Here is a 24,429-nt window from a genome sequence, read left to right on the forward strand (position 1 = left end):
AGGCGGTCCTCGGCCTGTCGGCTCCGGCCCATTCTGTTCGTCTTCCAGCCGAACAGGCTGTCAGGAGATCAGGAATGACCAATTCTCGCTATCGCTGGGTGATCGTCGCGGCCGGGGGCCTGCTTGGCTGTGTCGCGATCGGGGGCATGTTTTCGCTGCCGGTGTTTTTGCAGCCGATCGCGCGGGATACCGGCTGGTCGGTGACGGGCGTATCCAGCGCGATGACGATCGGCTTCCTCGCGATGGCCTTCACCAGCATGATCTGGGGCAACTTGTCCGACCGGCTGGGGCCACTGCCGGTGGTGCTGACCGGTTCGGTCGTGCTCGCGGCAAGCCTGGGACTGGCGAGCCTTGCGACCTCACTGGTCGTGTTTCAATTCGTCTTCGGGCTGATGGTCGGCGGCGCCACGGCTGCGATCTTCGCGCCGATGATGGCTTGCGTGACCGGCTGGTTCGATACCCATCGCAGCCTTGCGGTCTCGCTGGTCTCGGCAGGCATGGGGATGGCGCCGATGACCATGTCGCCGCTTGCCGCCTGGCTGGTCTCGAATCATGACTGGCGGACCTCGATGCAGATCGTGGCGCTCGTCGTCGCCGCGATCATGGTCCCGGTTTCGTTGCTGGTGCGCCGCGCGCCGGCGCTTGAGAGCGGGGCGTCCGCGCCATCGAGCGCGCCGGCGGAACCGGAGATGACGCTGGCGCAGGCGCTGCGCTCGCCGCAATTCATCATCCTGCTGCTGACGAATTTCTTCTGCTGCGCCACCCATTCGGGCCCGATCATCCATACCGTGAGCTACGCCATCAGTTGCGGCATCCCGATGATCGCCGCCGTCACCATCTACAGCATCGAGGGCCTGGCGGGGATGGGCGGCCGTATCGCCTTCGGCCTGCTCGGCGATCGTTTTGGCGCCAAGCGCGTGCTCGTCTTTGGCTTGCTGGCGCAGGCGTTCGGCGCACTCGGTTATGTCTTCGTGCGCGATCTCGCCGCGTTCTATGCGGTTGCCGCGCTGTTCGGCTTCCTCTATGCCGGCACCATGCCGCTCTATGCCGTGCTCGTGCGCGAAAACTTTCCGTTGCGGATGATGGGCACCGTGATCGGCGGCACCGCGATGGCCGGCAGCCTCGGCATGGCGACGGGACCCTTGGCCGGCGGTTTGATCTACGACACGTTTGCCAGCTACGCTTGGCTCTATATCGGCTCGTGGATCATGGGGCTCGGCGCATTCCTGATCATGATGACGTTCAGGCCGATGATGGTGGCACGCGCTGCGCCGGTGCCAGCGTAAAGGCAGGGCAGGGCGGAATAGCAGAGCATTCCGCCCAATCTATCTTCAGCCCCGCGAGAGCTTCTCGAAACGCTTGATCAACCGCTCGCGCTTCAGGCGGGATAGTCGCTGAATCCAGAACAGGCCATTGAGCTGGTCGATCTCGTGCTGGTGGCAGACGGCGCGGAGCCCATCGGATTCTTCGGTGTGTGAATTGCCGTCGACGTCGTGATAGCTGATCCGAACGCGCGCATGACGCCGCACTTCGTCATTAACCCCCGGCATCGAGACGCTGCCTTCCTGGTGCACGATCATTTCGGGCGAGGCCCAAATGATCTCGGGATTGACGTAAGTCCGGGCACCGTCGATGGGATCAAGATCCAGTAGCACCACCCGCAGGGAAATGCCGATATGCGGTGCGGTTATCCCGATGCCAGGCGCGTTGTGCATCGTCTCGAGCAGGTCTCTGGCCAGGTCGCGCAGCGCGTCGTCAAACACGGTCACCGGCTGCGCCGGGAGCGCAAGCCGGGGGTCGGGATATCTGACAATCGGACGGATGGTCATGATTTGTTGCTGGACGGCTGAATCAGGGTGCCTGACTACCACGCTTCACGCATACGCAATCCAGCCGCGCCAGGTAAAGGCGGCGTAGAACAACTCCACATCCCGGAACCCGGCCTCACGCAGAATTTGCGCATCCTGCTCTGGACTGAGCACGGGCAAGCGCGCCTCGACCGCCGCACGCGCCGTGTTGGCGTGGTTCGGATCGGCGCCGGAGGCGATCGCATAGGCGGCATAGCGCGATAGCCATCGCGCGCGCTCGCTGTCCTGTTGCGGAAAACTGGAATGGGCGGCCACGAACGGCGCTCCGGATCTGAGACGGCGATGGATTTCCCTGGTCGTCCGCCGCCGTTCGTCGACATCGAGGAAATGCAGCGTGAGCAGACAGGTGGCGGCATCGAACGGCCCATCTGGCGCATCGTCGATATAACCCTGTTGCAACTGCACGCGCGCATTGAACGGGCCCAGCATCTGCTCGGCCAGCTTCAGCATTTCGGAGGCCGGATCGATGCCAACGAACCTCCAGTGCGGTTCTGCCTCCGCCAACGCCGTCAACTCCAGGCCTCCACCCGCGCCGAGCACCAGCACCCGCGCGTCTTGCGCAGCCTGTTCCGCCAGCAGGATGCGGGTCATGCGGTGAAGGTCCGCAAAGCCGGGCACGAAGCGCGGCGGTCCATCCGCATAGCGCGCGACCGCGTCGGGATCGGAGAAGGGGGCCAACAAGGCGTTGGCGGCCGCGTCATGATGCATGGGCGATCTCCAGACGATGACGGTTGCGCCGGTCGCCCAGGCGCTTCTGAAAATCGGCGCTCAACATTGCAAGCGTCACATCCTTAAGACGTGAGAGCAACAGCGCCTCCGCCTCGTCGAACGCCCGGTCGAGCGCAGCATTCACGGCCTGTTCGACAAGACAGCCCGGGGCTTCCGTTCTGTTTCCCATGGCGAACAGCGAAGGTTGGCCGAGCGCCTGATAGACATCCCGCAGCGATACTGTCGCGAGGTCGCGGGCAAGGGTCCACCCGCCGCCATGGCCTTTCTCCGATCGCACATAGCCCTGATCGCGCAGTCCGGACATGATCCGCCGGATCACCACGGGATTGGTGTCCATGGCCCGTGCGAGCACGTCGGAAGTCACCGGCTCCTTCCGCTCGGCCATGTGCAGCAGCACGTGGAGCACGCCTGAAAGTCTACTGTCTCGTTTCATGTAACTATTGATATTGCATGATACGCGGCAGGTCAAGCCGACTCTGTCATCCCGCTTCGCGCAGCGAGAACGTGGACCCATATACGCAGTCTTGAGGCGAACCATTTTCGTAGTGTCGGGTTCTAGATCGGACCGATCGGGGCGGGGCTCGTCTGCAGGAGACAGCGATGCAGCTCGTCACGCACAAGAAGATGAAGGGCGGCCGGCTGATGCCCTGGGGAAAGGGCACGGTCGTCACCGGCGCAAAGGGCTATGTCTTTCTGGCCGGTAACACAGCCACCACTGAAAATTATGATCCCGAGAACGCCAAGGGCGGTGCGGCCGGTGACGCCGCAACACAGTGGCGCTTGATTCTCGCTAACATCAAAGCGGATCTGGAAGAGCTCGGCAGTTCGCTCGATCACCTCGTCAAGATCACCCAGTACGTCAAGGGACCGTTTCCGAACGGTGGCGTCCTCAGCTCTCCCAATTTTCGCCTCGACGTGATGGACGAATTCTTCGCCGAGCATTGCCCGAAGCATTGCAGCTATAACAACCCGCCGCCATCAGAGGTGATCGGGGTCGCAGCGCTGGCGCATCCCGACCTCGTTGTCGAGATCGTCGCCGTCGCCGCACTGCCGGGTTGAGCGTTGCGATGTTCGAGGGCTTTACGTCGGTCGAAATCGACACCGGTGCAGCGCGGCTCTTCGCGCGCCGGGCAGGCTCCGGGCCGCCGATTCTCCTGTTGCACGGCTTTCCCGAGACCCACCTGATGTGGCGGGACATCGCGCCACACCTGGCTGCGACACACACCGTCGTCTGCGCCGATCTGCGGGGCTATGGGCAAAGCGGATGCCCCGAAAGCACGCCCGACCACGCGGCCTACTCGAAGCGGGCGCTCGCGGCGGACATGCTGGCGCTGATGGATCGGCTCGGCCATTCGCGCTTTTCGGTCATCGGTCATGACAGGGGAGGTCGGGTCGCGCAGCGCTTGGCGCTGGATGCGCCTGACAAGGTCGATGCGCTGGCCGTACTCGATATCATTCCGGTGTCCGAGGCGTGGGATCGGGCCGATGATCGGTTGGCGCTTGGGTTCTGGCCATGGGCGCTGCTGGCGCAGCCATCGCCGCTTCCAGAGACCATCCTCACCCGTTGCGGCGATGTCATCGTCGCAGACGCCGCGGCGAACTGGGGCTCCGCGAACGCAATTCCCAAGGACGTGCAGCAGGAATATGCCGCCATGCTGCGGGATGCCGCGCACGCGCACGCCATTTGCGAGGAATATCGCGCGGCCGCCTCGGTCGATCGAGATCACGACCGGCTGGACCAGGAGGCGGGGCGGAAAATCACCTGTCCCACGCTCGCCCTGTGGAGTGCGGCAGGCGCGCTTGCGACGTGGTACGAAAGCGAGGGAGGGCCGCTGGCAATCTGGCGGCGCTGGTCTGCGGATGTGAAAGGACAGCCGGTCGACGGCGGTCATTTCTTTCCGGAAGAAAGACCGAAGGAGACGGCCGAGGCGCTGTCTATGCTCCTACGCAAGCCAAAAGGCTGAGGGCCGCCAACGATGTCAATTTGGATGGCTTACAGCGTGATCAGCAAGACGGCAGGGAGACGATCGGAGTGGAGCAGGGCGAGGCTGCGCGTCCGGCACAGCCCCGGCCGATCACTGTCTCAATGGGCAGCCCTGTCGGCGTGCTGCTCCACGAACGTCGCCAGCGGTTGGCCGGGCTCGACGAGATAGGTCGACAGCATCCGCCCGGTCTCCGGACCGAGGTCGCGCGCATTGTGCGGCGTCCGCGGCGGAATGAGGAAGCCATCGCCGGCGTGCAGGATGACGGTGGGGCGCCCCTGCACCTTCATCTCGACATTGCCGGCGACGATGTAGCCGACCTCCTCGCCGGGATGAACGTGCCATCCGGATTCGACGCCTGCAGGAATCTCCGTCTCTACCTGCACGATCTCGCGGCCTGGGATCGATGACGGCGCGCGCTGGATGATACGCCGGACAAGCTTGCCGGCCAGATCATCGCGTCGCTCGGATGAAGTTGCGGTTCGATCACCCGCGGCGCTCTGTGTGGTCTGAGCCGATGCCGTTCCGGCCGAAAGCGTCACGGCCAGCGCGAGCGCAGGAAGCGAAATGAATGAGAGGCCTTTGGATAGCAAACGCATGGTGAATCTCCTTGTTGGGTTGGCGTGCTCACCGGCGGCGAACGCGTTGAGCAAGCCACCGCCGATGACAGCTTCGCCTGCTCATGCCGCCTGCTGCTGGCCGCTCTGTTCGCGGACGATGTATTCGGCGTACCAGTCCGGCCAGTTCTCATCGTGCTGTCCGCTGCGCTTCTCGTATTCGCCATGGGCAGCCGACGCACGGCGCAGTGCGCTCGCGAGATCAGCCGACGAATTGAAGGCCGTCGCATTAGCGTCGACGCGCCCGGGCAATCGCGCGGTGACTTCCTGCAGCAGCCAGCCATTGCCATCGGGATCGCTGAACGAGGCATAGGAGCGATAGCTGCCGCGTTCCGGGTCCGGGCCGCTCAGCCGGACCCGCCCGAACAGATAGGGCTCGTCCGAGCCGACATGCACGTTGCCGCCGGCGTGAAACGCTTCACTGACCGCAACACCTCGGCCGAGCAACTCGTTGCGAGCGGCCTCGATGTCCGAGACGATCAGATAGAGGCCCTGCGCGGAGCCGGGCGCGGCAGGGGTGACGTTCTTGCCGAAAATGACCGAGGCGTTGGAGCCGGGCGGCGTGAACTGGATCACGCGATAATCGTCAGGGCCGGCGAAATCGGCGTCGAGCCGCCAGCCGAGGTTTGCATAAAACTGCTTGGCTCGTTCAACGTCGGAAACCGGGATGACGATGACTTCGAGCTTCAGGTCGACCGCCGAAGCGGCCTTGGAAGTGGTGCTGTTGCGTTCCTTCAGGTCTGACATGGTTCTCTCCTCGATGTTGTGGTGGCGGGAATGTTTCCGGCGTACCGTGTTTGTATCGTGTACGAAAAGATCGTATGCGATATAAATCGCCTCCAGTCCGCAGTGTCAAGCCTTCCGATTTAATCGGATGCGATATATATGGATGCGAGGCTTCACATGTTCGTGTCGGAAAGGACGACCTCCATGAAACTGAGCGACGGGCCCCGGACCGGCTCCAGGGACAATTCGAGAGACAATTCAAAGGCCAGCCAGAGGCCGAAGCAGGCGGCAGGCGAGCGGCGGCTTGGCGACTTCCTGTGTTTTGCGATCTATTCGGCCAACCTTGCCTTCGGGCGGGCCTACAAAAAGGGCCTCGATGAACTCGGCCTGACCTACCCGCAATGGATCGCGATCGTGGCGTTGTGGGAGCAGGACGGCCAGACCGTGAGTGAGCTAGGCGAGAAGATGTTCCTGGAGTCCAACACGCTGACGCCGATCCTGAAAAAGCTGGAGCAGATGGGCTATCTGCGCCGCCAGCGTGATCCCGCGGACGAGCGGCAGGTGCGCATCAGCCTGACCGAGGCTGGCGGCCGGCTGCGCGAGAAGGGCATGCACATGAATCTCGTGGCCTCTACCGGACTGAAGCCCGACGAGTTCGCGCGGCTGCAGGAAAACGTCGTCACGCTCCGCGACAATCTGATCAAGGCGACGGCAGAGAAAGCGGAATGATGCGCGCAGGCGCCTCGATGCAATCGGACCGCAGCGGCGCGTAAGGTGAGGGAAGATGAGCATGGTCTCACATGAAGGCGCGCTCGCCGGATGTGTCGCCGTGGTGGCGGGCGCGACGCGCGGCGCCGGCCGCGGCATTGCCGCCGCGCTGGGAGAGGCGGGCGCGACGGTGATCTGCACGGGGCGCAGCAGAGCCCGCGCCGGTGCTCCAACGCGATCCGATTATGACCGGCCGGAGACGATCGAGGAGACGGCCGAGCTCGTGACCGGCCTCGGCGGCAAAGGCGTCGCCATCGCCGTTGATCATCTCGAACCTTTGCAGGTCGCGGAACTGGCCGAGCGTATCCGCGCCGAGCATGGCCACATCGACGTGCTGGTGAACGACATCTGGGGCGCCGAACGGCTGAAGGGCGGGCCCGCCGAATGGAATACGCCGATCTGGAAGCTCGACCTGCAAAAGGGATTGCGGATTCTGCGGCTCGGCATCGAGACGCATCTGGTGACATCGCATTATCTGCTGCCGCTGTTGATCGAGAAAGCCGGCGGCCTGCTCGTCGAAGTCACCGACGGTACCGCCGACTACAATGCGCGGCATTATCGCATCTCGGTGTTCTACGACCTCGTCAAGCAGAGCGTGAACCGTCTCGCCTACTCGCAAGGCCACGAACTCGCGCCGCACGGAGCCACGGCGGTTGCGATCACGCCTGGATGGCTGCGCTCCGAGATGATGCTGGAGAATTTTGGCGTCACCGAAACGAACTGGCGCGAGGCGCTGGCGGAGCGTGGAGGCGGCAGGCATCAGGCGCCGCCCGATTTCGCGCTGTCGGAATCGCCGCGTTATGTCGGCCGCGCCGTGGCTGCGCTCGCTGCCGATCCCGATCGCGGCAGGTGGAATCAGAGATCGGTCAGCTCCGGCGAACTCGCCCGCCACTATGGCTTTACGGATGTAGACGGCTCACAGCCCGACATTTGGCGCTACACTGCTGAAGTCAGCGAAGGTGGCAAGATCGCAGACCTCGACGATTACCGGTAGCGCAATGCAATTGAGCGAATGAAGGCAGCCCGGTGTCCGTTCGACCTGACCATCCCCTCGACTATCCGATCTGGACGGCGCTCACGACCACGCAGCAGGCATTGGCCGAAGGCGATGCCCGCGCGCGGCGCTATCCGACCGAGATCACGCCCTTCGCAGCGATGGCGGACATGTCGCTTGAAAGCTTTGCAGCGCTCGCCGGGCTGATGTCGCCGCAGGACATTGCCGTGCTGTTCACGCCGGATCCCGTGAACCCGCCCGCCGAATTCAAGATCGCGCTGGCGGACACCGGTGAACAGATGATTGGAACGCCGGTTGAAAAACCAGCCAATGGCGTCGATATCGTCACGCTCGGTGTCGACGACGTTCCCGCGATGATCGAACTCACCGAGCTCACCAAGCCGGGCCCATTCAGCGCGCGAACCCATGAGCTCGGCACCTTTCTCGGCATCCGCGTCGACGGCCAGCTTGTCGCGATGGCCGGCGAGCGGATGAAGCCCGGTCAATATACCGAGATCACCGCCGTCTGCGTGCATCCGTCGCATCGCGGCCGCGGCTACGGACAGATGCTGCTATCCGCCATCTCGCGCCAGATTGTGTCTCGCGGCGAAATTCCGCTCCTGCACGTCTTCACCAACAATCATTCGGCCATCGCGCTCTACCGGCGGCAGGGGATGGAAATCCGGCGCCGTCTCCACGTGACGGTGTTGAAGAAACAGGACTGATCATCCAGCAATGCACGCCTTGACCGACGCCATCCTTACGCGTTGCGTGTGCCACTCGGTCCGCGGTCCGGTCCAGGGTCCTGGCCGGCGGCTACCTTGGTCAGCCTGTCGAGATAATGCGCCCAACCCTTGGAATGGGCGTCGCGGGTTGCCTCGCTGGGCAGGCCGCTATGGGTCATGCGCAACAGCGTGCCGCCGTCCCGTTCGATCAGATCGATCTCGATCAGGCTCGATCCCGGCGGCACTTCCTCATTGCCTTCCCAGCCAAAGCTGTAGGCGAGGCGGTGAACCGGCACGACCTCGCGGAACGCGCCGCGTGCCGTGGAGCTGCCGACGCCTTTCAGGAGGTACATGCCGCCCGGATGCATCTCCGTCACTGCCTCGCTGCCCATCCATTGCACGATCTTCTCAGGGTCCGTCAGGAAGGCGAACACGCTGGCGCGGGGTGCGGCGATGTGGGTCTCGCGCTGGAGCACAAACGATTCAGTCATCGAAAACCTCGTGGGTCGTTGGCAGGACGCGCTGATGCAACCAGCGGGTGCCTAAGGCGAGTGCCTAAGTTAAGCGCCGTGGGTGACAATGCAACATCGCTGCCGCATGATCGATCCATGCAACTGAGTTCGACGCTGACATGGCTGGTCGATGCAGCCAGCGCTTCGCCGGGCGCCGACCGGTTCCTGGCCGAACTCGGCACGCGCCTGATCGGGGACGGCGTGCCGCTCGCCGGCGGCGCGCTGACGCTCGCCGTGCCGCATCCGATCGTCGCCCGCCGGACCTGGCTATGGCGCGCCGAGAATGGGGCGGTGATCGAAGCCGTGGGGTTCGCTCCGGCGGGATTCGGAGCGGCGGGGAATTTGTCCGGCGACGCCGGCCGGAGCTGGTTGGCCGGGCTCGCAGGCGGAGCGGTGCATGAAGATAATGTGAGCCCGGGATCGGACGGGCCGATTCTTGGCTGGATCGGACCGCGGCCGTTCACGCAACCGGAGTCTGATCGCCTGCGCGATGCCGCCCGCTTCGCTGCAGCGCCGCTCGCCGCGCTTTCGGCGCGCGCGACCGTGACCGCTGCGCTCGAAGCCTATCTCGGCAAGCGGAGCGCGGCGCGCGTGCTGACGGGGCCGCTGCGGCGCGAGGTCGGTGAGACGATCCGGGCCGCGCTGCTGTTTGCCGACTTACGCGGCTTCACGGCACTGTCCGAGGCCGAGCCTGCCGCGGCGGTGATTGCCGCGCTCGGCGCCTGGTTCGATTGCATTGCCGGCGCTGTCCACGCCTTCGGCGGTGAGGTGTTGAAATTCATCGGCGACGGCGTGCTGGCGATCTTTCCGGTCACCGGCCCATCTCCCCGCGATGCCTGCGACGCTGCGCTCCGGGCCGTCGCTTCCGCGCAGGCCGGAATGGCGCATCTCGGCGACGCACGGAGAGAGCAGGGGCTGCCGCCGCTGTCATTCGGCGTGGCATTGCATCTCGGTGAAATTCTGTGGGGCAACGTCGGTGCGGCCGACCGGCTGGATTTCACGGCGATCGGTCCCGCGGTCAATCTGGTGAGCCGGCTGGAAGGGCTCTGTCGGCCACTCGGCCGAACGGTGCTGATATCAAGCGCACTCGCCGCCGAAACCACCACAAAACTGATCCCGCTGGGAACGCACGCGCTGCGCGGCATTGCGGCTCCCTGCGCCGTGTACACCGTGCCGGACGGCTAGGCCCGAATCTCATCACGAAAACGTTAAACCGATTGGTTGACAATTAGCGTCGCGCGACTATGTTAAACCACATGGTTGAACGTAGTGCCCATCTCGACGCCGTTTTTCACGCTCTCGCGGATCCAACGCGGCGGGCGATGCTTGGTCGTCTGGCGGAACGGGAACTGACGATCGGGGAACTGGCGACGCCGTTTCACATGAGCTTCGCCGGCGCCTCGAAACACGTGCGGGTGCTGGAAAGCGCTGGTCTCGTCAAACGCACGATCCGCGGTCGCTCCCATCTCTGCCGCCTCGAGGCGGCGCGGCTCGCGGAAGCCGATGCATGGCTGAAGCGTTACGAGCGTTTCTGGACCGCAAAGCTCGACAGGCTGGAAGCTCTGCTGCGCGAAGAGGACCGGGCGAAAGCAAAATCCAAATCAAAATCCAAATCAAAATCGGTGACGGAGTAGAGCGATGAATTCAACGACAAAGCCCGACGCGTACGGCAGCCTGCCCGAGCCCACGACGCTGAAAATCCAGCGGCTGCTGCCCGGCCCGATCGAGCGCATCTGGGCCTATCTCACCGACAGCGAGTTGCGCCGCAAATGGATGGCGGCCGGCGATATGGGGACAAAGGTCGGCGCGCCCTTCGAACTTGTCTGGCGAAACGACGAATTGACGGATCCGCCCGGCAAGGCCCCGGCCGGCTTTGGCGGCGAGCATCGCATGCAGAGCCGGATTACCGAATTCGATCCACCCCGAAAATTGTCGATCACCTGGAACAGTACCGGTGACGTCACGTTCGAACTGGAGCCCAAAGGCAAGGGCGTGCTGCTCACGGTCACCCATCGGCGCTTCCCCGACCGCGCCACGCTGCTCAAGCACATGGCCGGTTGGCACATGCATCTCGATGTTCTGGTCGCCCGTGCGAGCGGAGAGGAGCCGGCGCCGTTCTGGGATGGCTGGAGCGGCCTCATGAAGGAATACGACGCGCGTCTGCCGGCCTGACGCTGCAAGTCGAAGCTCAAGTGACAAACGTCCCAACAAACAGGAGGTTAGCCATGCAGATTCACACCGTTTCGGCACAGGAATGGGAAGCGGCCCGCCAGCAATTGCTCGTGAAGGAAAAGGCCACGACCCGCGCCCGTGACGCGCTCGCCGCCGAACGCCGGCGGATGCCGTGGTTGGCCGTGGAGAAGGAGTACAGGTTCGAGGGGCCCAACGGCCAGGCGAGCTTGCGCGACTTGTTCGAGGGCCGTCATCAGTTGATCCTATACCGCGCCTTCTTCGAGCCCGGCGTGTTCGGCTGGCCCGACCATGCCTGCCGCGGCTGTTCGATGGTGGCCGACCAGGTCGCCCATGTTGCCCATCTCAACGCCCGCGATACCACGCTCGTGTTTGCCTCGCGCGCGCCGCAGCCGGACATCGCGCGCCTGAAGAAGCGAATGGGATGGGAGTTGATCCCCTGGTACACTATCACCGACAGCTTCGACACCGACTTCGACGTCGGCGAATGGCACGGCACCAACGTGTTCTTCCGCGACGGCAACAAGATCTACCGCACCTACTTCATCAACAACCGCGGCGACGAGCAGATGGGAGGCACCTGGAATTACCTCGACATCACGCCGCTCGGCCGCCAGGAGGTCTGGGAGGATTCGCCCGAAGGATATCCGCAGACTCCGACCTACAAATGGTGGAATTGGCACGACAGCTACGTCGAAGGCGCAGCGCCCGACAAGAGGTGGGTCGAGGTGTCGGACGCCGGAGAGGCCGCGTTCCGCAAGCAGAGCGCAGGCACAAAGGGATGAGCGAGGCCTCTCACAGCAACGCGCCCTGCGCGGCGAGCTGTGATGACGAAGGCGCCGCGGTCGCGCTTGCGATAGTTAGATGGCTATCGCTTGCGGCCGCGCCGACCTTCGCAATCATGGCGCTGCTTACCGCCGTGGTTGGCGGTGGCCCGCTCGATCCACTCTGCTCGGCTGCAAACGCATTGCCGGTAGGCGGCATGGTGCCGATGTACTTGCTGATGAGCGCCTTCCATTCGGCGCCCTGGCTGAAGCTGATTTCGCGCCGATGAAGCCGGCAGCGCGACGTCATCGGGTGTGCGAAATTAGGGCGTGGACTCATTACGCGCAGCTAGCCATAGCCGGATGGATGCGAGCTGGACGAAGGCAAGATAGTTGACGGCAAGCTTATCGTAGCGTGTAGCAACCCGACGACATTGCTTGATCCGATTGAAGAACCGTTCGACTTTGTTGCGGGCGCGGTAGAGATAAGGGCTGAAGCAGATTGTCATGAGCCTCACCAGGTGTCAGTGCCAGCCGTACAGTCAGGCCATTACCATCGACGAGCGCATGGATCTTGCTGGTCAATCCGCCCGTGACCGCCCCATCGACTGTCTCCGGTTTCCGATGATGCACGCTGCATGCTGATGCACGCGGACAATGGAGGTGTCGAGACGGCGGCATCATGGGCGGCCTGCCAGGGCGTTCATAATTCGGGTCCACACGCCCGCTCGTCGCCAGCGAACGAAGCGGTTGTAGCAGGTCGTGTACGGACCAAAATTGTCCGGCAAATCGCGCCATGGCGCTCCAGAGCGCAAGACCCAGAAGATGCCATTGAGGACACGACGATCATTCACCCGCGGCACGCCGCGCGGCTTGTTCGGTAGCGTCGGCTTGATTGCAGCCCACTCTTTGTCGTGAGTTCGTAACGCATGATTCACCCCCACGATAAGGGGCTTGAATCACGGCAAGACAGTCCGGCTCAATGTGGCCCGCCAAGGAGCGGGTCGTCGGACGCTATGCACCCGAAAGCGGACCTATTATGCTCACCCTGAGCTTTGTCGTTCTTGACCCAAACCGGACGCTGCTCCATACGAATGCCGGCGCACTCGCTTCACGGTAACTCAACGGGAAAATTGAGCAGCGAGGAAACCCCGCATCTCCTGGACTGACTGGGCGGCCGCAGAGGGATCATATTTGAGCCAGTGCCCGAAATATTCCCTGCCGTTGGCGAAGGCCGGAAAATCAAAAGCGTGATAGGCGCCGGGGTAGACGACCAGTTTAACGGGCGCTCCTCTGTCGGCCCGCCGCTTCATCCAAAGTTCGCAGTCTCTCGCTGGCGTCCAGTCATCGAGTTCGCCAATCAGGATCAATGTAGGAACGATGAGTTCCTCTGAAGCAACGCCGCAAAACGGGTAATAGGCCACGGTGGCCTTGAACTTTAGACCCCGAGGGACGTCGAAGATTTCCGCCTGATGGTTCGACGCCAACTGCAGAGCGACCACTCCACCCTGCGAATATCCAACGACCGCGATACGTTGAGAATCGACGAAGGGAAGATTGGAAAGATAGGATAGAGCGCCTAAAGCATCACCTTGGCGGGCAAACAACAGGCCCGGCGTCGCTTGGGAGCAGGTGTTCTTGATGCCACGGGTCGAAAAGCTATCCAACACAAGGGACACATAGCCCCGAGCGTTGTACTTTCGGGCGTCTTCCGAAAGTTCATCGCATCCGTGGAGATATACAATGGCGGCAAATGGGCCATCGCCCTCAGGTTTCGACAGGTAACCTCAATCGTTTCGGACGCAGCTTTCGGCCTTTCGCCGCGCTCGCGCGCTAAGCGCTTCTGCAGTTCGCCGAGGTGAACGGGAGCACTTTCGAGCCTGATCAATTCTCCTGCAAAGGTGATGGCGTTGGTGCAAAGGCATGCAAGGAATACTGTTAGACCGAAACATGCTTTGGCTCGTGGACCCATTTTCCTTCCTCCGTCTTCGTAAACGGGGTCATCGTAGCAGGGGCATGTCCGCCCATCCACAGCGCAAGTCTAAGAACTGCACGGACACTTATGGCCCTTAGCCGAAGATCGCATTGGTCGTCTTCATGTCGGGGTAGACCGGACATTGCTCAGCGCGACCTTCAGCGCCGGCTTTTGACCCATTGCGGACTTCACCCCCGACCTGACTGGCGGGAGCGGGGCCTCGGGCAAGACAATGACACCTGATGCCCAGGCATATTGCGCGCGATCTGAGATCTCACGGTGTTATCCATGGACTAACGTGCAGCCCGCACATCGACAAGATTATCGTCGCGGCAACGGCGGCGCCGACCCCGATGATTGGCCAGGCAACCGAGCTGGCCGTTGTGATCGAAACGCCATGGGACAGGAGCGCACCTCTTAAGCCGCAGGCCAGATGAATGAATAGCGCCCAAACCGCCAGCGAGTAGTGCGGGATGAGCCTCACATTCCAGGCATCGTGCAGCAGACCGGTCGGCGCGCCGGACGCAAAGAGAAAATCGGTGTCGACCTTCATCACCATGCGTCCCAAGACGAAGACGGCAATTATATGTGACACGATGTACAGAGCCAGATATATGCCGGCTGTCGTTTGCAGAGTTGCGAATAGATCCGCCTTGACACGCATGCGCACCCCCCACAGGGCAAGTCCGCTCGCGATCTGAAAGATGAACAGGGTGACGAGCAATGGCTGGACAGTGTCTGTGCGGTAGACATGCCGCAATGTCTGCAACACCATCTTGTGCACATCGATGTTCCATATCGCCGTTAGATGGTTGGCGATGTGTGGTGCCAGGAAGATCGCCAGAATGATAACGGCGGATATTCCATGAGCCGTTCGAAGCGCCGGCGATAGCACACGGTGAGATTCGCGCTCTGCTGCTTCGTTCGCCTGGCTGCGGGTGAAGATCAGAATTGCCGCAGCGATCCATATTATCGCCCACAAGACATAATCACCGTTGGTGACGCCGGCGATGTAAAAGGCAACACCGATGAGCGTGAACAGTGGCGGACTGGCGACGGCCAGGTGAGCCGTGATGCGTCCGACACGCGACAGCGATCGATCGGCACTCCAACCGAGCTGATAGGCGATGACGAACCCAACAACGGGAACGCCATAGCAGAGGATCAGGGAACCGCCGACAGTGACCGCACCCAACAGCCATTCGCCCGGTTCGTGAGCACTGCCAACGAGACCGAAGCTCCGATTCAACGCCAACAGCGCCACCGGGTAAGAGAGTGCGGCGACAGCAGGTATGGTGCACACGTATGGGCGCCACCGCCCCTGAAGCGGCGCAATGACATGATCGTGGGCGCTGAGAACCATCGGACCTCCTCGATTCTCGCCGGTGCAAGGGAACTCGGTCGAGGGCTGCCTTCTTGAATACGAAATGCGCACAAGTGGATTTCGTCCGTGGACCATTTTTGAGTTTTTTCATGGTCCATTTTGACCTGGAGGCATCATGTCGAAGCGGTCGCGCTCACAAGATGTCGCACTCGGGGCGTGCCCACACGGCCAAGCCACATTTCGTTGGCTTACCGAACAACTCGGTGCGGCCATGCTGGATGGAAGGTTGACTGCCGGCACGCCATTACCGTCCTCGCGCGACCTTGCGCGCCAATACGGTATCGCGCGCGGAACGGTGGTTAGGGCCTTCAGGCAGCTACAGGCCGAAGGCTTCATCTCAAGCAAGGTCGGCGCCGGCACCTTTGTCTCGGCGAGAGTGCCCGATCAACGGAGCTTCGAAGCGCACAAGCCGGTGATCGCAGAAACCGGAAAGCCGAAACTCGGCTTCTCTGCGCGCGGTCAAACGATGACTACCACGTGCTTTCCGCTGAAACCGATTGCAAGAGTCGGTGTTGCTTTCCGTGCTTATCAACCCGATCTCGAGGCGTTCCCGCTCGCCCTCTGGTCGCGGATTGCAGCTCACCGGCAACGCCTCGCCCGCAAGGAGCTGCTCGGGGTTGGAGATCCTCTCGGTTATCGGCCGCTCCGAGAAGCGGTGGCCGCCTATCTCGGTTCGGCACGCGGTGTCGTCTGCGATGCCGATCAGGTCGTTATCGTTTCAAGCGTTCAGCAGGCGCTCGACTTGGCATCACGCTTATTGCTCAACACCAATGACCCGGTGTGGATCGAGGATCCCGGATTTCCCGGGGCGCGCCTCGTCCTCGAAGCGGCGGAGTTGAAGCCCGTTCCAGTTCCAGTTGATTCTCGTGGGATAGATGTCGCAGCCGGCCAGCGCCTGTGTTCCGCTGCGCGGATGGCGTATGTCACGCCGGCGCATCAAGTACCTCTCGGCAGTCGCCTCTCTCTGGAACGCCGGTTGACTCTGCTGGAATGGGCGCATCGACAAGGATCCTGGATTTTCGAGGACGATTACGACGGCGAATTCCGTTACGACGGCAGCCCATTCGCTGCACTCAAAAGCTTGGACAGGTATGGGGTCGTTCTCTACTCGGGATCTTTCAGTAAGATGCTCTTTCCCGCATTGCGCTTGGCTTACTTGGTGGTCCCACCGGCGCTCGTCGACGGCTTCGCGGCTGCCCGATCGATTGTGGACCGTTTTCCCCCGACTTTCGGACAAGCCGTGCTGTGTGATTTTATCGTTGAAGGCCACTTTGCAAGGCACCTCCGGTCCATGCGCGAGCTTTATGGCTCTCGCCTGATGGCGCTGCGAGAAGGCGTCCGCCGGCTTTCCGGAATCCTTAAGCTCGCACCCGAATCCGCAGGATTGGAGATTGTTGCGTGGTTGCCCTCGGAGATCGATGATCGGGCTGCTGTCAATGCTGCTGCGGAGCGCAGCGTCGAGGTGCGGGCGCTTTCAAGCTACATTGTCAAGCGATCCGCCCCGAACGGGCTCGTTCTTGGCTTTGCGGCTGTCGACGTCACCCGCATCGACGTGGGGCTAGGTCAACTTGCCGAAGCCTTGGGTAAGGTCGCGAAGCGTCAGCTGGCCTGAACGAATTGCCCAGTCTGTTGCCCAAGCTCTTAGCGCGGGTCATGGGACAACTAGGGCCGCTCTTGGCCCTTAGGCGAAGTGGCGGCACGTTGCATTGAGGCCCGCTCATGGATGTATAGCGGACTCGATTTGCTCACGGTGAGTTCTTCGCATTTTGACCCGATGCAGACCTTCTAGACAGAGCTGCTTCTATGTTCGCAGTGTCGGCTCAAGTGGACCAAGTGCTTCTGGATCTTACTCAACCGGCATTCTCAATTGGCCGTTTCTGCGTTGGTAAGCCCAGCTGACCGATGATTCATTCCAATCCGAAGCGCGGCTAGAGCGGGGTCTTCCTTGCATCATTCGATCTGCTTGCGAACCTTTGGTTGTAGGTCTAGCGTTACGGGCGTGAGGCGGATCTTTACGCTGGGTGATGTGCCCTCTCGTGCGATCGCGTGTCGCAGAAAGAAGGTGATCATGCAGCAAGCGGAGGAGCCGGTTTTCGACGGCTGGCGTTCGAGCGCCGATGACGCCCATGCGCGATTTAGCGCGCCACTTCTGATCGCAACAACTTCGGTGCGCCTGATTTTGTAGCGCAGGTTGCGTATCCGTTCACGGTCACTGATTAGCTAACGGTCCAGAACGAACGCGCCGAATTGCGTTTTGGCGAGTCGGTTGTCGGCCGCACAAGGACCAAGTCGTAAGAGAGCACAAACTAGGGAGGGACCAATGAAACACCGACTCCTGGGGTTGTTGTTCGCATGCGCCTTGACCGCTCCCAGCTGGGCGGAAGAGGCGGATAAACCCATAATAGTGCCGGTGACGAAGGCACCTTTCCACTTGTTCACGTTCCAGGACGACCACATGTCACTTGAAAGTGTGACGTTACCTCCGGGCTTTTCGACAGGCTACCATTCGCACGATCAGGATCTGGTTTTCGTCATCACGGCCGGCGCAAAGATAAAGAATCAAGTTCTCGGCAAAGAGCCGGTCGAAATAGAACTCAAGTTAGGGGTTGTCGGTTTTTCTTCCTACACAAAGACCCCAGGCGTGCATCAAGTCATCAATCTTGAAAGGGACCGTGCGATGCGGCTTCTTGCGGTTGGGATCGTCTATCCTGAACCGGGGCGTTACACTGTCTCGACACGACCTGCAAAATACGAAGTGGCGCTGGATAACAATCGTGCTCGGGCTTGGCGGCTCAAGCTAAGTCCAGGTGAAAGCGCTCCCACAATTCAGCAAACGGCTCCAGGCGCAAGGATCGTCGTTACTGGTGGTACGGTGACAGAAAAAAGACCTGGGAAGCCGGATCAGCCACTGGTGCTGAATAATCATGACTTCATGGTGATGCCTGTCGAAGAGCGCGGCATTGAAAACAATGGAAATAGCGCAGTCGAGCTGGTGGAGATCGAGCTCAAATAACACTCTAGCTTGCTTGCGGGCTGCTCTAAGCCGACAATGGTCGTTTCAGGGAAGTCGGCTTGTGGCCCGACTCTGATCTAGCCAGATGTCCGCGTTTGTGCTGCTGTTGGGGGCGAAGCGGTCTACGTCCATATAGAGTTCTAGGACGAATGAATGCGGCAGATTCCGTTGGGAGCCAGAGGAACGTCGACATTGCGGGTGCAACCCGAACATCTTGCCGACCGATTCAAGGACGCCATATTGCCGCAAGTGCTTGCGACACCCGTGATGATCTTGATCATGGAAAACGCCGCGCTCAATGCCAAGCTACTAACGAAACGGTCGGCCTGACATTGCGGCCAGCTCTTGATACGCGTGCCGGACCTGCTCGTGAGGAAGCGGTACGCCTTGCGATCGGAAAGGGACAAATCGGGTGCGACAGAATGCGAGACTAGCGTGACTTCTCAGTGGCAGTATCAGGTTAGGTTCGATGTAAACGATTCCGCTACGGCGGAATCGGTACGCCGAAAACTCCGTGTTCCGGCACTGGCGCCGCTGTTCGATATCATCGCCGAGCATCGCGCTGCGCTGAAATGCCAGTTCGACGCCTTTGCGGAGTATGTCGTCGCAGCAGAAGAGCACGGCGTCGAAAATTATCCGCTCTACCAGTGGACGAAGGCGACGATCGAGAATCCGGCGAAGAAGGAAAAGTATTTGAGATCATTTACAGTCTACGTGGACGACCGGGAGGTCTATGCCGAGGAGATTGCTGACGCGCTGGAGGCGGACTTGCAACCGCTCGCCACTAGCGGGCTCATCACGCGAATATCCAAGTACGATACCAATCCCGCCAACAATCCTCAGCCGCCGCAGCGCCCCCGCGAGCGGAGCTAGTCCATCCGCGAGAGCGAGCTGAATGCCCGTTCCTGGCCCTTCTGCGACATCGGGCTATGTCCGCTATTCCGCCGCTGTTGAGGGTTGGGCGGAGATCAGTCAGTCGCTTAATGAGTACACGCCCTAGTCAGCTCGGCATGGGTGGCTTTTTGGTCAGCGATTTATCGCGACGCCTTCGTCAGATAGGTGTCACGCGTTCGAAAAGGTGCTGATAGCGAAGCACTAGACCCCGATTATCCACCTCGAGCTCCGCCTCAAAGCCTGCCGAGACTCCGAGATCCACGTAACGCACCCGATCCGGACCGAGACGGTCGTATCGTTGACGGGAGCGCTGTATCGTCATGGCCGCACCGTCCACGAAACACGTATCGAGTGTGCGACTCTGTCGGGCTCCGGCAGGTGTCCGGCGGATAGGGAAGGTGTTGCAGAAGGGGGTGACCGAAAGGTCGGGCTCTTCCGCACCGTCGAGATCGGGACGTTGTTGGCCGTTAACGCACCACCCGCCATCGGTCCGATCAAGGGTGAGGTGAGTGTGGCCGCCCGGGCCCCATCGGTCTACGTCCAGCGATTGAGTTCGCCAGTCAGGCGTCAGTCTCCATCGGTGGTCGAGGCGAAAGCCGCCGTCCTCCACGCAGATCACGGTCGATTCTGCCAAGACCGCGTCAGCGGAAATATGGAGCATCAATCGCTCCAGCCCGGTGACGTCCGTTCGGCGCCAGAATAGAATTTCGGAGTCGCCTTGCAAGATTGATCCTCGAATGGACCCAGACTGAAAACGATTTTGGCCGATATCGGTTCCTGCACGAATTATGCTGACATCCGATGGGGCAAATCACTTCTGATTTTCAGAAATCAGGTCAAGCCCTGGAATCAAAAATATTCCGCTTCGCGCCAGACCCAAATCACCGGTAAAACTCCGGCCATCCCGTCCCGAAGAAGAGGGGCGTTGGCCATCGTCACGAACGTTGGGACGGGTTGCGGTGGACGCGGCAGCGTCGGGCGCGTGGATGTGGTCGCAGGGCGGCTTTGCCGTGAGCGAACACAGCGCGCAGGACGTACGGCGCTTAAACGCTTCCGCCAGTACTTCGGCTGACAAGCACTTGGCCGGTCGAAGTCTCTGGCAGAGGAAGCTGCGTACGGCAAAACCGTGTGGTCCTGGCACCCGTGGCTGGTGTTAAGCCGGCGGAGGTTCTTCGAAACCCGACCGGGTTCGATGAATCGCTAATCTGTCGGCGATGGAGGCAAAAGGAATTCGTCTCCAGGGAGAGCGCGGCATAAGCCCTAAACCCATCGCGCAGGGAATGCCGGGATGCTCCGGCTGTACCTGTATGCTCGTGTGCGCATTTCTTAAGTGCATTTGCACACGAGACCGCGGGTGCAGCAAGCACCCGGCATTCCCTGCGCCCTCTCATTTCGGGGCGCCGAGATTTCCCGCAATATCTCGGGCGAAATCGCGCCGCGAGATGCATGCGCATGTCCGTCGCGCATTTCTGCGCCGCCGCTTGACGCCGTGGCCGTAAGCGAGGATTGAGAGAGGGCTTCGCCGAAAACGACCACGCGATAAACGACAAGAGGAAACCCGATGGCACGCGTTCGCTGTATTACCGAAATGGGCATGGGCGTCGACGTTCACGGACGCGATGCGACCAAAGCCGCCAACCGCGCCGTCTCGGACGCTATCCGCCACTCCAGCCTCGGCTTTTTCCGGATGCTGGGAAAGACCGCCAACGATATGTTCGTGGAGGTTACCGTCGCGGTTCCAGACCCGAGCGGGGTCGATACTGCAGCCGTTGCAAAGGAACTGCCTTACGGCACGGTGAACGTGACGGCGGTAAAGGGCGGGCTGGAAATTCCTGCCGAGAGCGGAAGCGACTCCATCATCATTGCCAACGCTGCTGTGATTGTCAGTTTTGACGACGGCAAGACGGGCTAATTCGTTTTCAGTGTCAATCAAGCCGGACGCCAACGTCCGTGCAGTCAATCAGAAGACCTGGAGCGCCCGATGACAACGCAAGACAGCAGCACCTATTGGAAGCGATCGCGGGTCGAGTTGCGTGCTGCCGGATTCGATCCGGACCGCGCCGCGGAGACCAGTGCGGTGGTGACCATTGCCAGCGCCTGGACCAACGCCCATCGCTGCAACAACCGTGTTCGCGCCATCACCGATCTCCTGGTGGAAATCCTTGCCGAGCGCGGCGGGCAGGGGCTGGTCGTCGGCGCGCCGGCAGTATCGGACGCGTTGACGCAGGGCACGCCGACGGCGGGCTATAGCCTCGCATCGCGCGATGTCGTTGCCGACTGTTTTGAGATCGGTCATTACGCGCACCATGGCGATGCGATGATCGTGATCTCCGGCTGCGACAAGACGGGAGCTGCCGCGCTGATGCCGCTGGCGCGGACGAATGCTTTCGGCCTTGTGCTCTATCCCGGCACCAGCACGCCGGGCCGCGTTTCGTTCGGCGCATGGGCGAGCAAAGGCAACAATCTGACGATCATGGATTACGCCGAGGCGCGCGCCGCCAATGAGTCCGGCCGCCTCTCCGGCGAGGAACTGCTGGAAGTCGAGCGCAACGTGATGCCGGGCAGCGGCACCTGTGGCGCGATGTTTACGGCCAACACCATGAGCACGATCGCGGAATCGATCGGCATGATGCTGCCGCGCGGCGCCTCGCATCCCGCTGACTATGATGCCGGCAGCGATATTCACGCCGATGTCCGCGCGCAGGCCCGCGCCTCGGTCGACGCGCTGTACCGGCTGATGCAGGCGGGCATCCGGCCACGCGACATCATGACCGCGCGCGCCTTCGAAAATGCGATCACGACCGTCTATGCGATGGGCGGCTCGACCAACATGTACCTGCATCTGCTCGCGGTCGCGCGCGAGGCCCAGGTGCCGATCACGATCGAGCGCATCCAGCAAGTCGGCGAGCGCGTCCCGCTGCTCGCCAATTTGCAGCCGCACGGCCCGTTCGCGATGAGCAGCCTGCATGCGATCGGCGGCGTTCCAGTCGTCATGAAGGAGCTGCTTAGCGCGGGCCTTTTGCACGGCGACGTCATGACGGTGACCGGCAAGACGCTGGCAGAAAATCTCGCCGATGTTCCGACGCTGGAGCAGATGCCGCCGCAGGGGATCGTTTTTCCGGTGTCGAAACCGATCGCGCCGGCGAACAATCACATCAGCGTCCTGAAGGGCAATCTCGCACCGGAGAGCTGCCTGCTCAAATTATCGGGCAAGACCCTCGAGAAGGGGCAATTTCGCGGCACCGCGCGCGTATTCGAGTCCGAGGCCGATACGATGGCCGCGATCCGCGCCGGCGAGATCGTGCCGGGCAACGTCATCGTCGTGCGCAATGTCGGCCCGGTGGGCGGGCCCGGTATGCCGGAAATGGTAATGCTGACCATTCAGTTGCAGGGACAGGGTCTCGGTGAGGATGTCGCGCTGATCACCGACGGCCGTTTTTCCGGCGTCTCGCACGGCATCCTGATCGGCCACGTCTCGCCGGAAGCCGCGCGGGGCGGCCCGATCGCTGCGGTGCGCGACGGTGACACCATTGTCATCGACCCAGGCGCCCGCACCGTGAATCTCGAAGTGTCAGCGGAAGAGATCGCCCGCCGCATGGCCGACTGGCGCGTCCCGGCCTCGTTGGCCGCGGTGCGACCGGGATCGGTGCACGACAAGTACATACGCCTGGTGTCGTCGGCGCATTACGGGTGTGTGTTATGAGGCTGCGGGAACTTGCCTGAACCAGTTGTAATGGGGCCTTGCCACAATCTTATGTTCATGATTTGTTCTGCGTTATCATGGGCGGCTTTGCAAGCTCTAGTAGTGACCAAATATTCCTCGCGGCTCTTCCCGACGCGGGCACAGCAGCGCGAATTCACCGGCTGGCGGGCGTGCTCAAGCGCGCCCATTGCTTCAACGGCAAGCTCATCGCGCCAGACCGGCTGCACATTTCGCTATTTTCGCTGGGTGGGTTGCCGGACCGCCAGCTTTGCGCCGCCTGCGAGGCGGCCACGGAATTGCGGACCGAACCGTTCGAGGTCTCGTTCGATCGCACGGCAAGTTTCGGCGGGGGGCCGGGCAATCGTCCGTTTGTCCTGATTGGCGAGAAGGGATTGTGCCGGTTGCAGTCGTTTCGGCAAATGCTTGGTGTCGCGATGGCGCGCAGAGGATTGAGGCGGCTCGCCAATACGAATTTCACGCCGCATGTAACGTTGCTATATGACGCGCGCAGCGTGGATGAGTATCCGATCGAACCGGTTGTCTGGACTGTGACAGAGTTCGTGCTCGTGCACAGCCAGAGGGGCCATCGGCATGTCGCGCGATGGCGCCTGTGCGGATGAGAGCCACCGGCAGCGAAAAACAGCAGAAGTTCCGAGCGGCGTTATTTCGCCGCCGCAAGCCTCTGGGTCATCTCCTCGATCGAGTTGAAGAAATGCGTCGGCCCCGCCGCTTGCAGCGCGGCGGGGATGGCATAGCCCCACGCCACCGCGCCCGAATCCATGCCGGCCGCCTTGGCGGCTTCGATGTCGCGGATCTCGTCGCCGATGCAGATCGTTTCCGCGGGCCTTGCTTCCAGCCGTCGCGCGACCCGTCGAAACTTCCAGTGCTTTCCGAACACTGCGGCGCCACAGTCAAAGTGGCTGATCAGTGCGGTGGCGGGACCGAGCACCTGCCGGACGGATGCCTCGCTGTCGGAGCTGACGACCGCGGTCTTGACACCAATGCGCTGAAGGTCGGCGAGCATCTCCGGGATGCCGGCAAACAGCGATGTCTCGTTCGCCGCCGTAAGCTTGCGCTTTCGCAGGTCGTTCACAATGGCCGGAAGCTGCCACGTGGACACGCCCAGCCTCGCCATGATTTCCCGCGCGGACAGCCCGCGCATTCCTTCCAGCTCCTCCGGGGTGACCGGCTTGAGATTGAAACGCGCGATCGCGTCCTGAAAGGAGGCACGAAACCAGTCGATCGTATCGGCAAGCGTGCCGTCAAAGTCGAAGATGGCGAGGCGATAGCGTGTCATTGCAAGGATCTCGTTGGAAATAGCTTCCGCGTTCAACACCCGAACACGCCAGGTTCGCGGGCTTTCCCGTATAGGTTTACCGGCGCAACATCCAGCTCTGTGCAACCACGGTGCAGCGCATGGTGATTGGATCTGCCAATGAAGTTGTATTGCAAAAGTAAGAAATCAGTCGTTGCATCAATATGGCGAGAGTGCGATGATGGGGCATTGCGCGAGGCCGCTTTGCGATCGGCCTTTAATTGATATTTGATTTCATATGCGGTGATAATCATGGAGTCCGTGTATCCA

30 protein-coding genes and 1 pseudogene are annotated in these 24,429 nt (G+C 61.7%); 19 read left to right on the forward strand and 12 right to left on the reverse strand.

The window, feature by feature from the left end; translation table 11 throughout:
- Nucleotides 1-74: 74 nt before the first annotated feature.
- On the forward strand, nt 75-1,286 hold the full coding sequence (locus V1290_RS33840) for an MFS transporter (RefSeq protein ID WP_334368370.1): 1,212 nt from the start codon (nt 75-77) through the stop codon (nt 1,284-1,286).
- A 45-nt stretch (nt 1,287-1,331) separates the two neighbouring features.
- On the opposite strand, the gene V1290_RS33845 is transcribed toward V1290_RS33840, so the two are convergent.
- The 3 genes from V1290_RS33845 to V1290_RS33855 are packed head-to-tail and all read right to left on the reverse strand — an operon-like array spanning nt 1,332 to nt 3,030.
- A complete protein-coding gene (locus V1290_RS33845) occupies nt 1,332-1,829 on the reverse strand; it encodes a peptide deformylase (protein WP_334368371.1) in 498 nt (165 codons plus the stop codon).
- A gap of 45 nt (nt 1,830-1,874) precedes the next feature.
- Nucleotides 1,875-2,576, reverse strand: coding sequence for a class I SAM-dependent methyltransferase (locus V1290_RS33850; RefSeq protein WP_334368372.1), 702 nt, complete (start codon nt 2,574-2,576; stop codon nt 1,875-1,877).
- Nucleotides 2,566-3,030 (reverse strand): Rrf2 family transcriptional regulator, encoded by a 465-nt coding sequence (locus tag V1290_RS33855; RefSeq protein ID WP_334368373.1) that lies wholly within the window; start codon nt 3,028-3,030, stop codon nt 2,566-2,568. Before V1290_RS33855 ends, V1290_RS33850 begins: the two co-directional genes overlap by 11 nt.
- Nucleotides 3,031-3,197: 167 nt before the next feature.
- Here V1290_RS33855 and V1290_RS33860 point away from each other — a divergent pair, with 167 nt between their 5' ends.
- Entirely contained in the window at nt 3,198-3,656 is a 459-nt protein-coding gene (locus tag V1290_RS33860; RefSeq protein WP_334368374.1) for a RidA family protein, read from the forward strand.
- 8 nt (nt 3,657-3,664) lie between these two features.
- Complete coding sequence (locus tag V1290_RS33865; RefSeq protein WP_334368375.1) at nt 3,665-4,561, forward strand: alpha/beta fold hydrolase; 897 nt, start codon at nt 3,665-3,667, stop codon at nt 4,559-4,561.
- Nucleotides 4,562-4,680: 119 nt separating this feature from the next.
- Here V1290_RS33865 and V1290_RS33870 read toward each other — a convergent pair whose 3' ends face one another.
- Nucleotides 4,681-5,178: a cupin domain-containing protein gene (locus V1290_RS33870; protein ID WP_334368376.1), complete on the reverse strand. Its 498-nt coding sequence runs from the start codon at nt 5,176-5,178 to the stop codon at nt 4,681-4,683.
- Nucleotides 5,179-5,259: 81 nt separating this feature from the next.
- On the reverse strand, nt 5,260-5,943 hold the full coding sequence (locus V1290_RS33875; protein ID WP_334368377.1) for a VOC family protein: 684 nt from the start codon (nt 5,941-5,943) through the stop codon (nt 5,260-5,262).
- 183 nt (nt 5,944-6,126) lie between these two features.
- On the opposite strand from V1290_RS33875, the gene V1290_RS33880 reads away from it, so the two are divergent.
- The 3 genes from V1290_RS33880 (at nt 6,127) to V1290_RS33890 (ending at nt 8,409) form a co-directional block, all read left to right on the forward strand.
- Nucleotides 6,127-6,651, forward strand: coding sequence for a MarR family winged helix-turn-helix transcriptional regulator (locus V1290_RS33880; protein ID WP_334368378.1), 525 nt, complete (start codon nt 6,127-6,129; stop codon nt 6,649-6,651).
- Nucleotides 6,652-6,712: 61 nt separating this feature from the next.
- Nucleotides 6,713-7,684 carry an SDR family oxidoreductase gene (locus V1290_RS33885; protein ID WP_334368379.1) on the forward strand — a complete coding sequence of 324 codons (972 nt, stop codon included), beginning with the start codon at nt 6,713-6,715 and terminating at the stop codon, nt 7,682-7,684.
- A 32-nt stretch (nt 7,685-7,716) separates the two neighbouring features.
- Complete coding sequence (locus tag V1290_RS33890) at nt 7,717-8,409, forward strand: GNAT family N-acetyltransferase (RefSeq protein ID WP_334368380.1); 693 nt, start codon at nt 7,717-7,719, stop codon at nt 8,407-8,409.
- Nucleotides 8,410-8,444: 35 nt separating this feature from the next.
- Here the strand turns inward: V1290_RS33890 and V1290_RS33895 are convergent, their stop codons facing one another.
- Complete coding sequence (locus V1290_RS33895) at nt 8,445-8,900, reverse strand: SRPBCC family protein (RefSeq protein ID WP_334368381.1); 456 nt, start codon at nt 8,898-8,900, stop codon at nt 8,445-8,447.
- Between the two features lie 117 nt (nt 8,901-9,017).
- Between V1290_RS33895 and V1290_RS33900 the strand changes: the two genes are divergently transcribed.
- From V1290_RS33900 to V1290_RS33920, 5 genes are all read left to right on the forward strand, one after another.
- Nucleotides 9,018-10,106 (forward strand): adenylate/guanylate cyclase domain-containing protein, encoded by a 1,089-nt coding sequence (locus tag V1290_RS33900; RefSeq protein ID WP_334368382.1) that lies wholly within the window; start codon nt 9,018-9,020, stop codon nt 10,104-10,106.
- Nucleotides 10,107-10,177: 71 nt separating this feature from the next.
- A complete protein-coding gene (locus tag V1290_RS33905) occupies nt 10,178-10,555 on the forward strand; it encodes an ArsR/SmtB family transcription factor (protein WP_334368383.1) in 378 nt (125 codons plus the stop codon).
- Between the two features lie 4 nt (nt 10,556-10,559).
- Nucleotides 10,560-11,093, forward strand: a complete 534-nt coding sequence (locus V1290_RS33910; RefSeq protein ID WP_334368384.1) for an SRPBCC family protein — start codon at nt 10,560-10,562, stop codon at nt 11,091-11,093.
- Between the two features lie 53 nt (nt 11,094-11,146).
- The gene (locus V1290_RS33915) at nt 11,147-11,896 is read left to right on the forward strand and encodes a DUF899 domain-containing protein (protein WP_334368385.1); all 750 of its coding nucleotides are present in this window, start codon (nt 11,147-11,149) and stop codon (nt 11,894-11,896) included.
- Entirely contained in the window at nt 11,893-12,165 is a 273-nt protein-coding gene (locus V1290_RS33920; RefSeq protein WP_334368386.1) for a hypothetical protein, read from the forward strand. The genes V1290_RS33915 and V1290_RS33920 overlap by 4 nt, the downstream gene beginning before the upstream one ends.
- A gap of 33 nt (nt 12,166-12,198) precedes the next feature.
- Here the strand turns inward: V1290_RS33920 and V1290_RS33925 are convergent.
- The 3 genes and pseudogenes from V1290_RS33925 to V1290_RS33935 form a co-directional block, all read right to left on the reverse strand.
- Nucleotides 12,199-12,806, reverse strand: a pseudogene (locus tag V1290_RS33925) (IS5 family transposase).
- Nucleotides 12,807-12,996: 190 nt separating this feature from the next.
- Nucleotides 12,997-13,542, reverse strand: a complete 546-nt coding sequence (locus V1290_RS33930) for a dienelactone hydrolase family protein (protein WP_334368387.1) — start codon at nt 13,540-13,542, stop codon at nt 12,997-12,999.
- 582 nt (nt 13,543-14,124) lie between these two features.
- Nucleotides 14,125-15,213, reverse strand: coding sequence for a hypothetical protein (locus V1290_RS33935; protein ID WP_334368388.1), 1,089 nt, complete (start codon nt 15,211-15,213; stop codon nt 14,125-14,127).
- A gap of 136 nt (nt 15,214-15,349) precedes the next feature.
- On the opposite strand from V1290_RS33935, the gene pdxR reads away from it, so the two are divergent.
- From pdxR to V1290_RS33955, 4 genes are all read left to right on the forward strand, one after another.
- Nucleotides 15,350-16,846, forward strand: coding sequence for a MocR-like pyridoxine biosynthesis transcription factor PdxR (pdxR, locus tag V1290_RS33940; RefSeq protein WP_334368389.1), 1,497 nt, complete (start codon nt 15,350-15,352; stop codon nt 16,844-16,846).
- A gap of 708 nt (nt 16,847-17,554) precedes the next feature.
- A complete protein-coding gene (locus tag V1290_RS33945; RefSeq protein ID WP_334368390.1) occupies nt 17,555-18,247 on the forward strand; it encodes a hypothetical protein in 693 nt (230 codons plus the stop codon).
- Between the two features lie 153 nt (nt 18,248-18,400).
- Nucleotides 18,401-18,577, forward strand: a complete 177-nt coding sequence (locus tag V1290_RS33950; RefSeq protein ID WP_334368391.1) for a hypothetical protein — start codon at nt 18,401-18,403, stop codon at nt 18,575-18,577.
- 105 nt (nt 18,578-18,682) lie between these two features.
- The gene (locus V1290_RS33955) at nt 18,683-19,120 is read left to right on the forward strand and encodes a hypothetical protein (protein ID WP_334368392.1); all 438 of its coding nucleotides are present in this window, start codon (nt 18,683-18,685) and stop codon (nt 19,118-19,120) included.
- A 178-nt stretch (nt 19,121-19,298) separates the two neighbouring features.
- Here the strand turns inward: V1290_RS33955 and V1290_RS33960 are convergent, their stop codons facing one another.
- Complete coding sequence (locus V1290_RS33960) at nt 19,299-19,865, reverse strand: putative glycolipid-binding domain-containing protein (protein ID WP_334368393.1); 567 nt, start codon at nt 19,863-19,865, stop codon at nt 19,299-19,301.
- Nucleotides 19,866-19,901: 36 nt separating this feature from the next.
- Here V1290_RS33960 and V1290_RS33965 point away from each other — a divergent pair, with 36 nt between their 5' ends.
- The 4 genes from V1290_RS33965 to V1290_RS33980 all read left to right on the forward strand — a co-directional run bounded on the left by V1290_RS33965 (nt 19,902) and on the right by V1290_RS33980 (nt 23,464).
- Nucleotides 19,902-20,213 carry a hypothetical protein gene (locus tag V1290_RS33965; RefSeq protein ID WP_334368394.1) on the forward strand — a complete coding sequence of 104 codons (312 nt, stop codon included), beginning with the start codon at nt 19,902-19,904 and terminating at the stop codon, nt 20,211-20,213.
- 489 nt (nt 20,214-20,702) lie between these two features.
- Entirely contained in the window at nt 20,703-21,053 is a 351-nt protein-coding gene (locus V1290_RS33970; RefSeq protein WP_334368395.1) for a Lin0512 family protein, read from the forward strand.
- A gap of 69 nt (nt 21,054-21,122) precedes the next feature.
- A complete protein-coding gene (ilvD, locus tag V1290_RS33975; protein WP_334368396.1) occupies nt 21,123-22,844 on the forward strand; it encodes a dihydroxy-acid dehydratase in 1,722 nt (573 codons plus the stop codon).
- A 77-nt stretch (nt 22,845-22,921) separates the two neighbouring features.
- Nucleotides 22,922-23,464 carry a 2'-5' RNA ligase family protein gene (locus V1290_RS33980; protein ID WP_334368397.1) on the forward strand — a complete coding sequence of 181 codons (543 nt, stop codon included), beginning with the start codon at nt 22,922-22,924 and terminating at the stop codon, nt 23,462-23,464.
- A gap of 41 nt (nt 23,465-23,505) precedes the next feature.
- On the opposite strand, the gene V1290_RS33985 is transcribed toward V1290_RS33980, so the two are convergent.
- Together V1290_RS33985 and V1290_RS33990 are read right to left on the reverse strand one after the other, a co-directional pair.
- Entirely contained in the window at nt 23,506-24,141 is a 636-nt protein-coding gene (locus V1290_RS33985; protein WP_334368398.1) for an HAD hydrolase-like protein, read from the reverse strand.
- A 32-nt stretch (nt 24,142-24,173) separates the two neighbouring features.
- Nucleotides 24,174-24,413 (reverse strand): hypothetical protein, encoded by a 240-nt coding sequence (locus tag V1290_RS33990; protein WP_334368399.1) that lies wholly within the window; start codon nt 24,411-24,413, stop codon nt 24,174-24,176.
- Between the last annotated feature and the right edge of the window lie 16 nt (nt 24,414-24,429).

This window comes from Bradyrhizobium sp. AZCC 1578 (genome assembly GCF_036924675.1).
Lineage (GTDB): Bacteria > Pseudomonadota > Alphaproteobacteria > Rhizobiales > Xanthobacteraceae > Bradyrhizobium.

Bases quoted from the DNA above. Each gene is read 5' to 3' on its own strand.
- V1290_RS33840 (WP_334368370.1), top strand. From the start codon at position 75: ATGACCAATTCTCGCTATCGCTGGGTGATCGTCGCGGCCGGGGGCCTG.
- V1290_RS33845 (WP_334368371.1), bottom strand. From the start codon at position 1,829: ATGACCATCCGTCCGATTGTCAGATATCCCGACCCCCGGCTTGCGCTC.
- V1290_RS33850 (WP_334368372.1), bottom strand. From the start codon at position 2,576: ATGCATCATGACGCGGCCGCCAACGCCTTGTTGGCCCCCTTCTCCGAT.
- V1290_RS33855 (WP_334368373.1), bottom strand. From the start codon at position 3,030: ATGAAACGAGACAGTAGACTTTCAGGCGTGCTCCACGTGCTGCTGCAC.
- V1290_RS33860 (WP_334368374.1), top strand. From the start codon at position 3,198: ATGCAGCTCGTCACGCACAAGAAGATGAAGGGCGGCCGGCTGATGCCC.
- V1290_RS33865 (WP_334368375.1), top strand. From the start codon at position 3,665: ATGTTCGAGGGCTTTACGTCGGTCGAAATCGACACCGGTGCAGCGCGG.
- V1290_RS33870 (WP_334368376.1), bottom strand. From the start codon at position 5,178: ATGCGTTTGCTATCCAAAGGCCTCTCATTCATTTCGCTTCCTGCGCTC.
- V1290_RS33875 (WP_334368377.1), bottom strand. From the start codon at position 5,943: ATGTCAGACCTGAAGGAACGCAACAGCACCACTTCCAAGGCCGCTTCG.
- V1290_RS33880 (WP_334368378.1), top strand. From the start codon at position 6,127: ATGAAACTGAGCGACGGGCCCCGGACCGGCTCCAGGGACAATTCGAGA.
- V1290_RS33885 (WP_334368379.1), top strand. From the start codon at position 6,713: ATGGTCTCACATGAAGGCGCGCTCGCCGGATGTGTCGCCGTGGTGGCG.
- V1290_RS33895 (WP_334368381.1), bottom strand. From the start codon at position 8,900: ATGACTGAATCGTTTGTGCTCCAGCGCGAGACCCACATCGCCGCACCC.
- V1290_RS33900 (WP_334368382.1), top strand. From the start codon at position 9,018: ATGCAACTGAGTTCGACGCTGACATGGCTGGTCGATGCAGCCAGCGCT.
- V1290_RS33905 (WP_334368383.1), top strand. From the start codon at position 10,178: ATGGTTGAACGTAGTGCCCATCTCGACGCCGTTTTTCACGCTCTCGCG.
- V1290_RS33910 (WP_334368384.1), top strand. From the start codon at position 10,560: ATGAATTCAACGACAAAGCCCGACGCGTACGGCAGCCTGCCCGAGCCC.
- V1290_RS33915 (WP_334368385.1), top strand. From the start codon at position 11,147: ATGCAGATTCACACCGTTTCGGCACAGGAATGGGAAGCGGCCCGCCAG.
- V1290_RS33920 (WP_334368386.1), top strand. From the start codon at position 11,893: ATGAGCGAGGCCTCTCACAGCAACGCGCCCTGCGCGGCGAGCTGTGAT.
- V1290_RS33935 (WP_334368388.1), bottom strand. From the start codon at position 15,213: ATGGTTCTCAGCGCCCACGATCATGTCATTGCGCCGCTTCAGGGGCGG.
- pdxR (WP_334368389.1), top strand. From the start codon at position 15,350: ATGTCGAAGCGGTCGCGCTCACAAGATGTCGCACTCGGGGCGTGCCCA.
- V1290_RS33945 (WP_334368390.1), top strand. From the start codon at position 17,555: ATGAAACACCGACTCCTGGGGTTGTTGTTCGCATGCGCCTTGACCGCT.
- V1290_RS33950 (WP_334368391.1), top strand. From the start codon at position 18,401: ATGCGGCAGATTCCGTTGGGAGCCAGAGGAACGTCGACATTGCGGGTG.
- V1290_RS33970 (WP_334368395.1), top strand. From the start codon at position 20,703: ATGGCACGCGTTCGCTGTATTACCGAAATGGGCATGGGCGTCGACGTT.
- ilvD (WP_334368396.1), top strand. From the start codon at position 21,123: ATGACAACGCAAGACAGCAGCACCTATTGGAAGCGATCGCGGGTCGAG.
- V1290_RS33980 (WP_334368397.1), top strand. From the start codon at position 22,922: ATGGGCGGCTTTGCAAGCTCTAGTAGTGACCAAATATTCCTCGCGGCT.
- V1290_RS33985 (WP_334368398.1), bottom strand. From the start codon at position 24,141: ATGACACGCTATCGCCTCGCCATCTTCGACTTTGACGGCACGCTTGCC.
- V1290_RS33990 (WP_334368399.1), bottom strand. From the start codon at position 24,413: ATGATTATCACCGCATATGAAATCAAATATCAATTAAAGGCCGATCGC.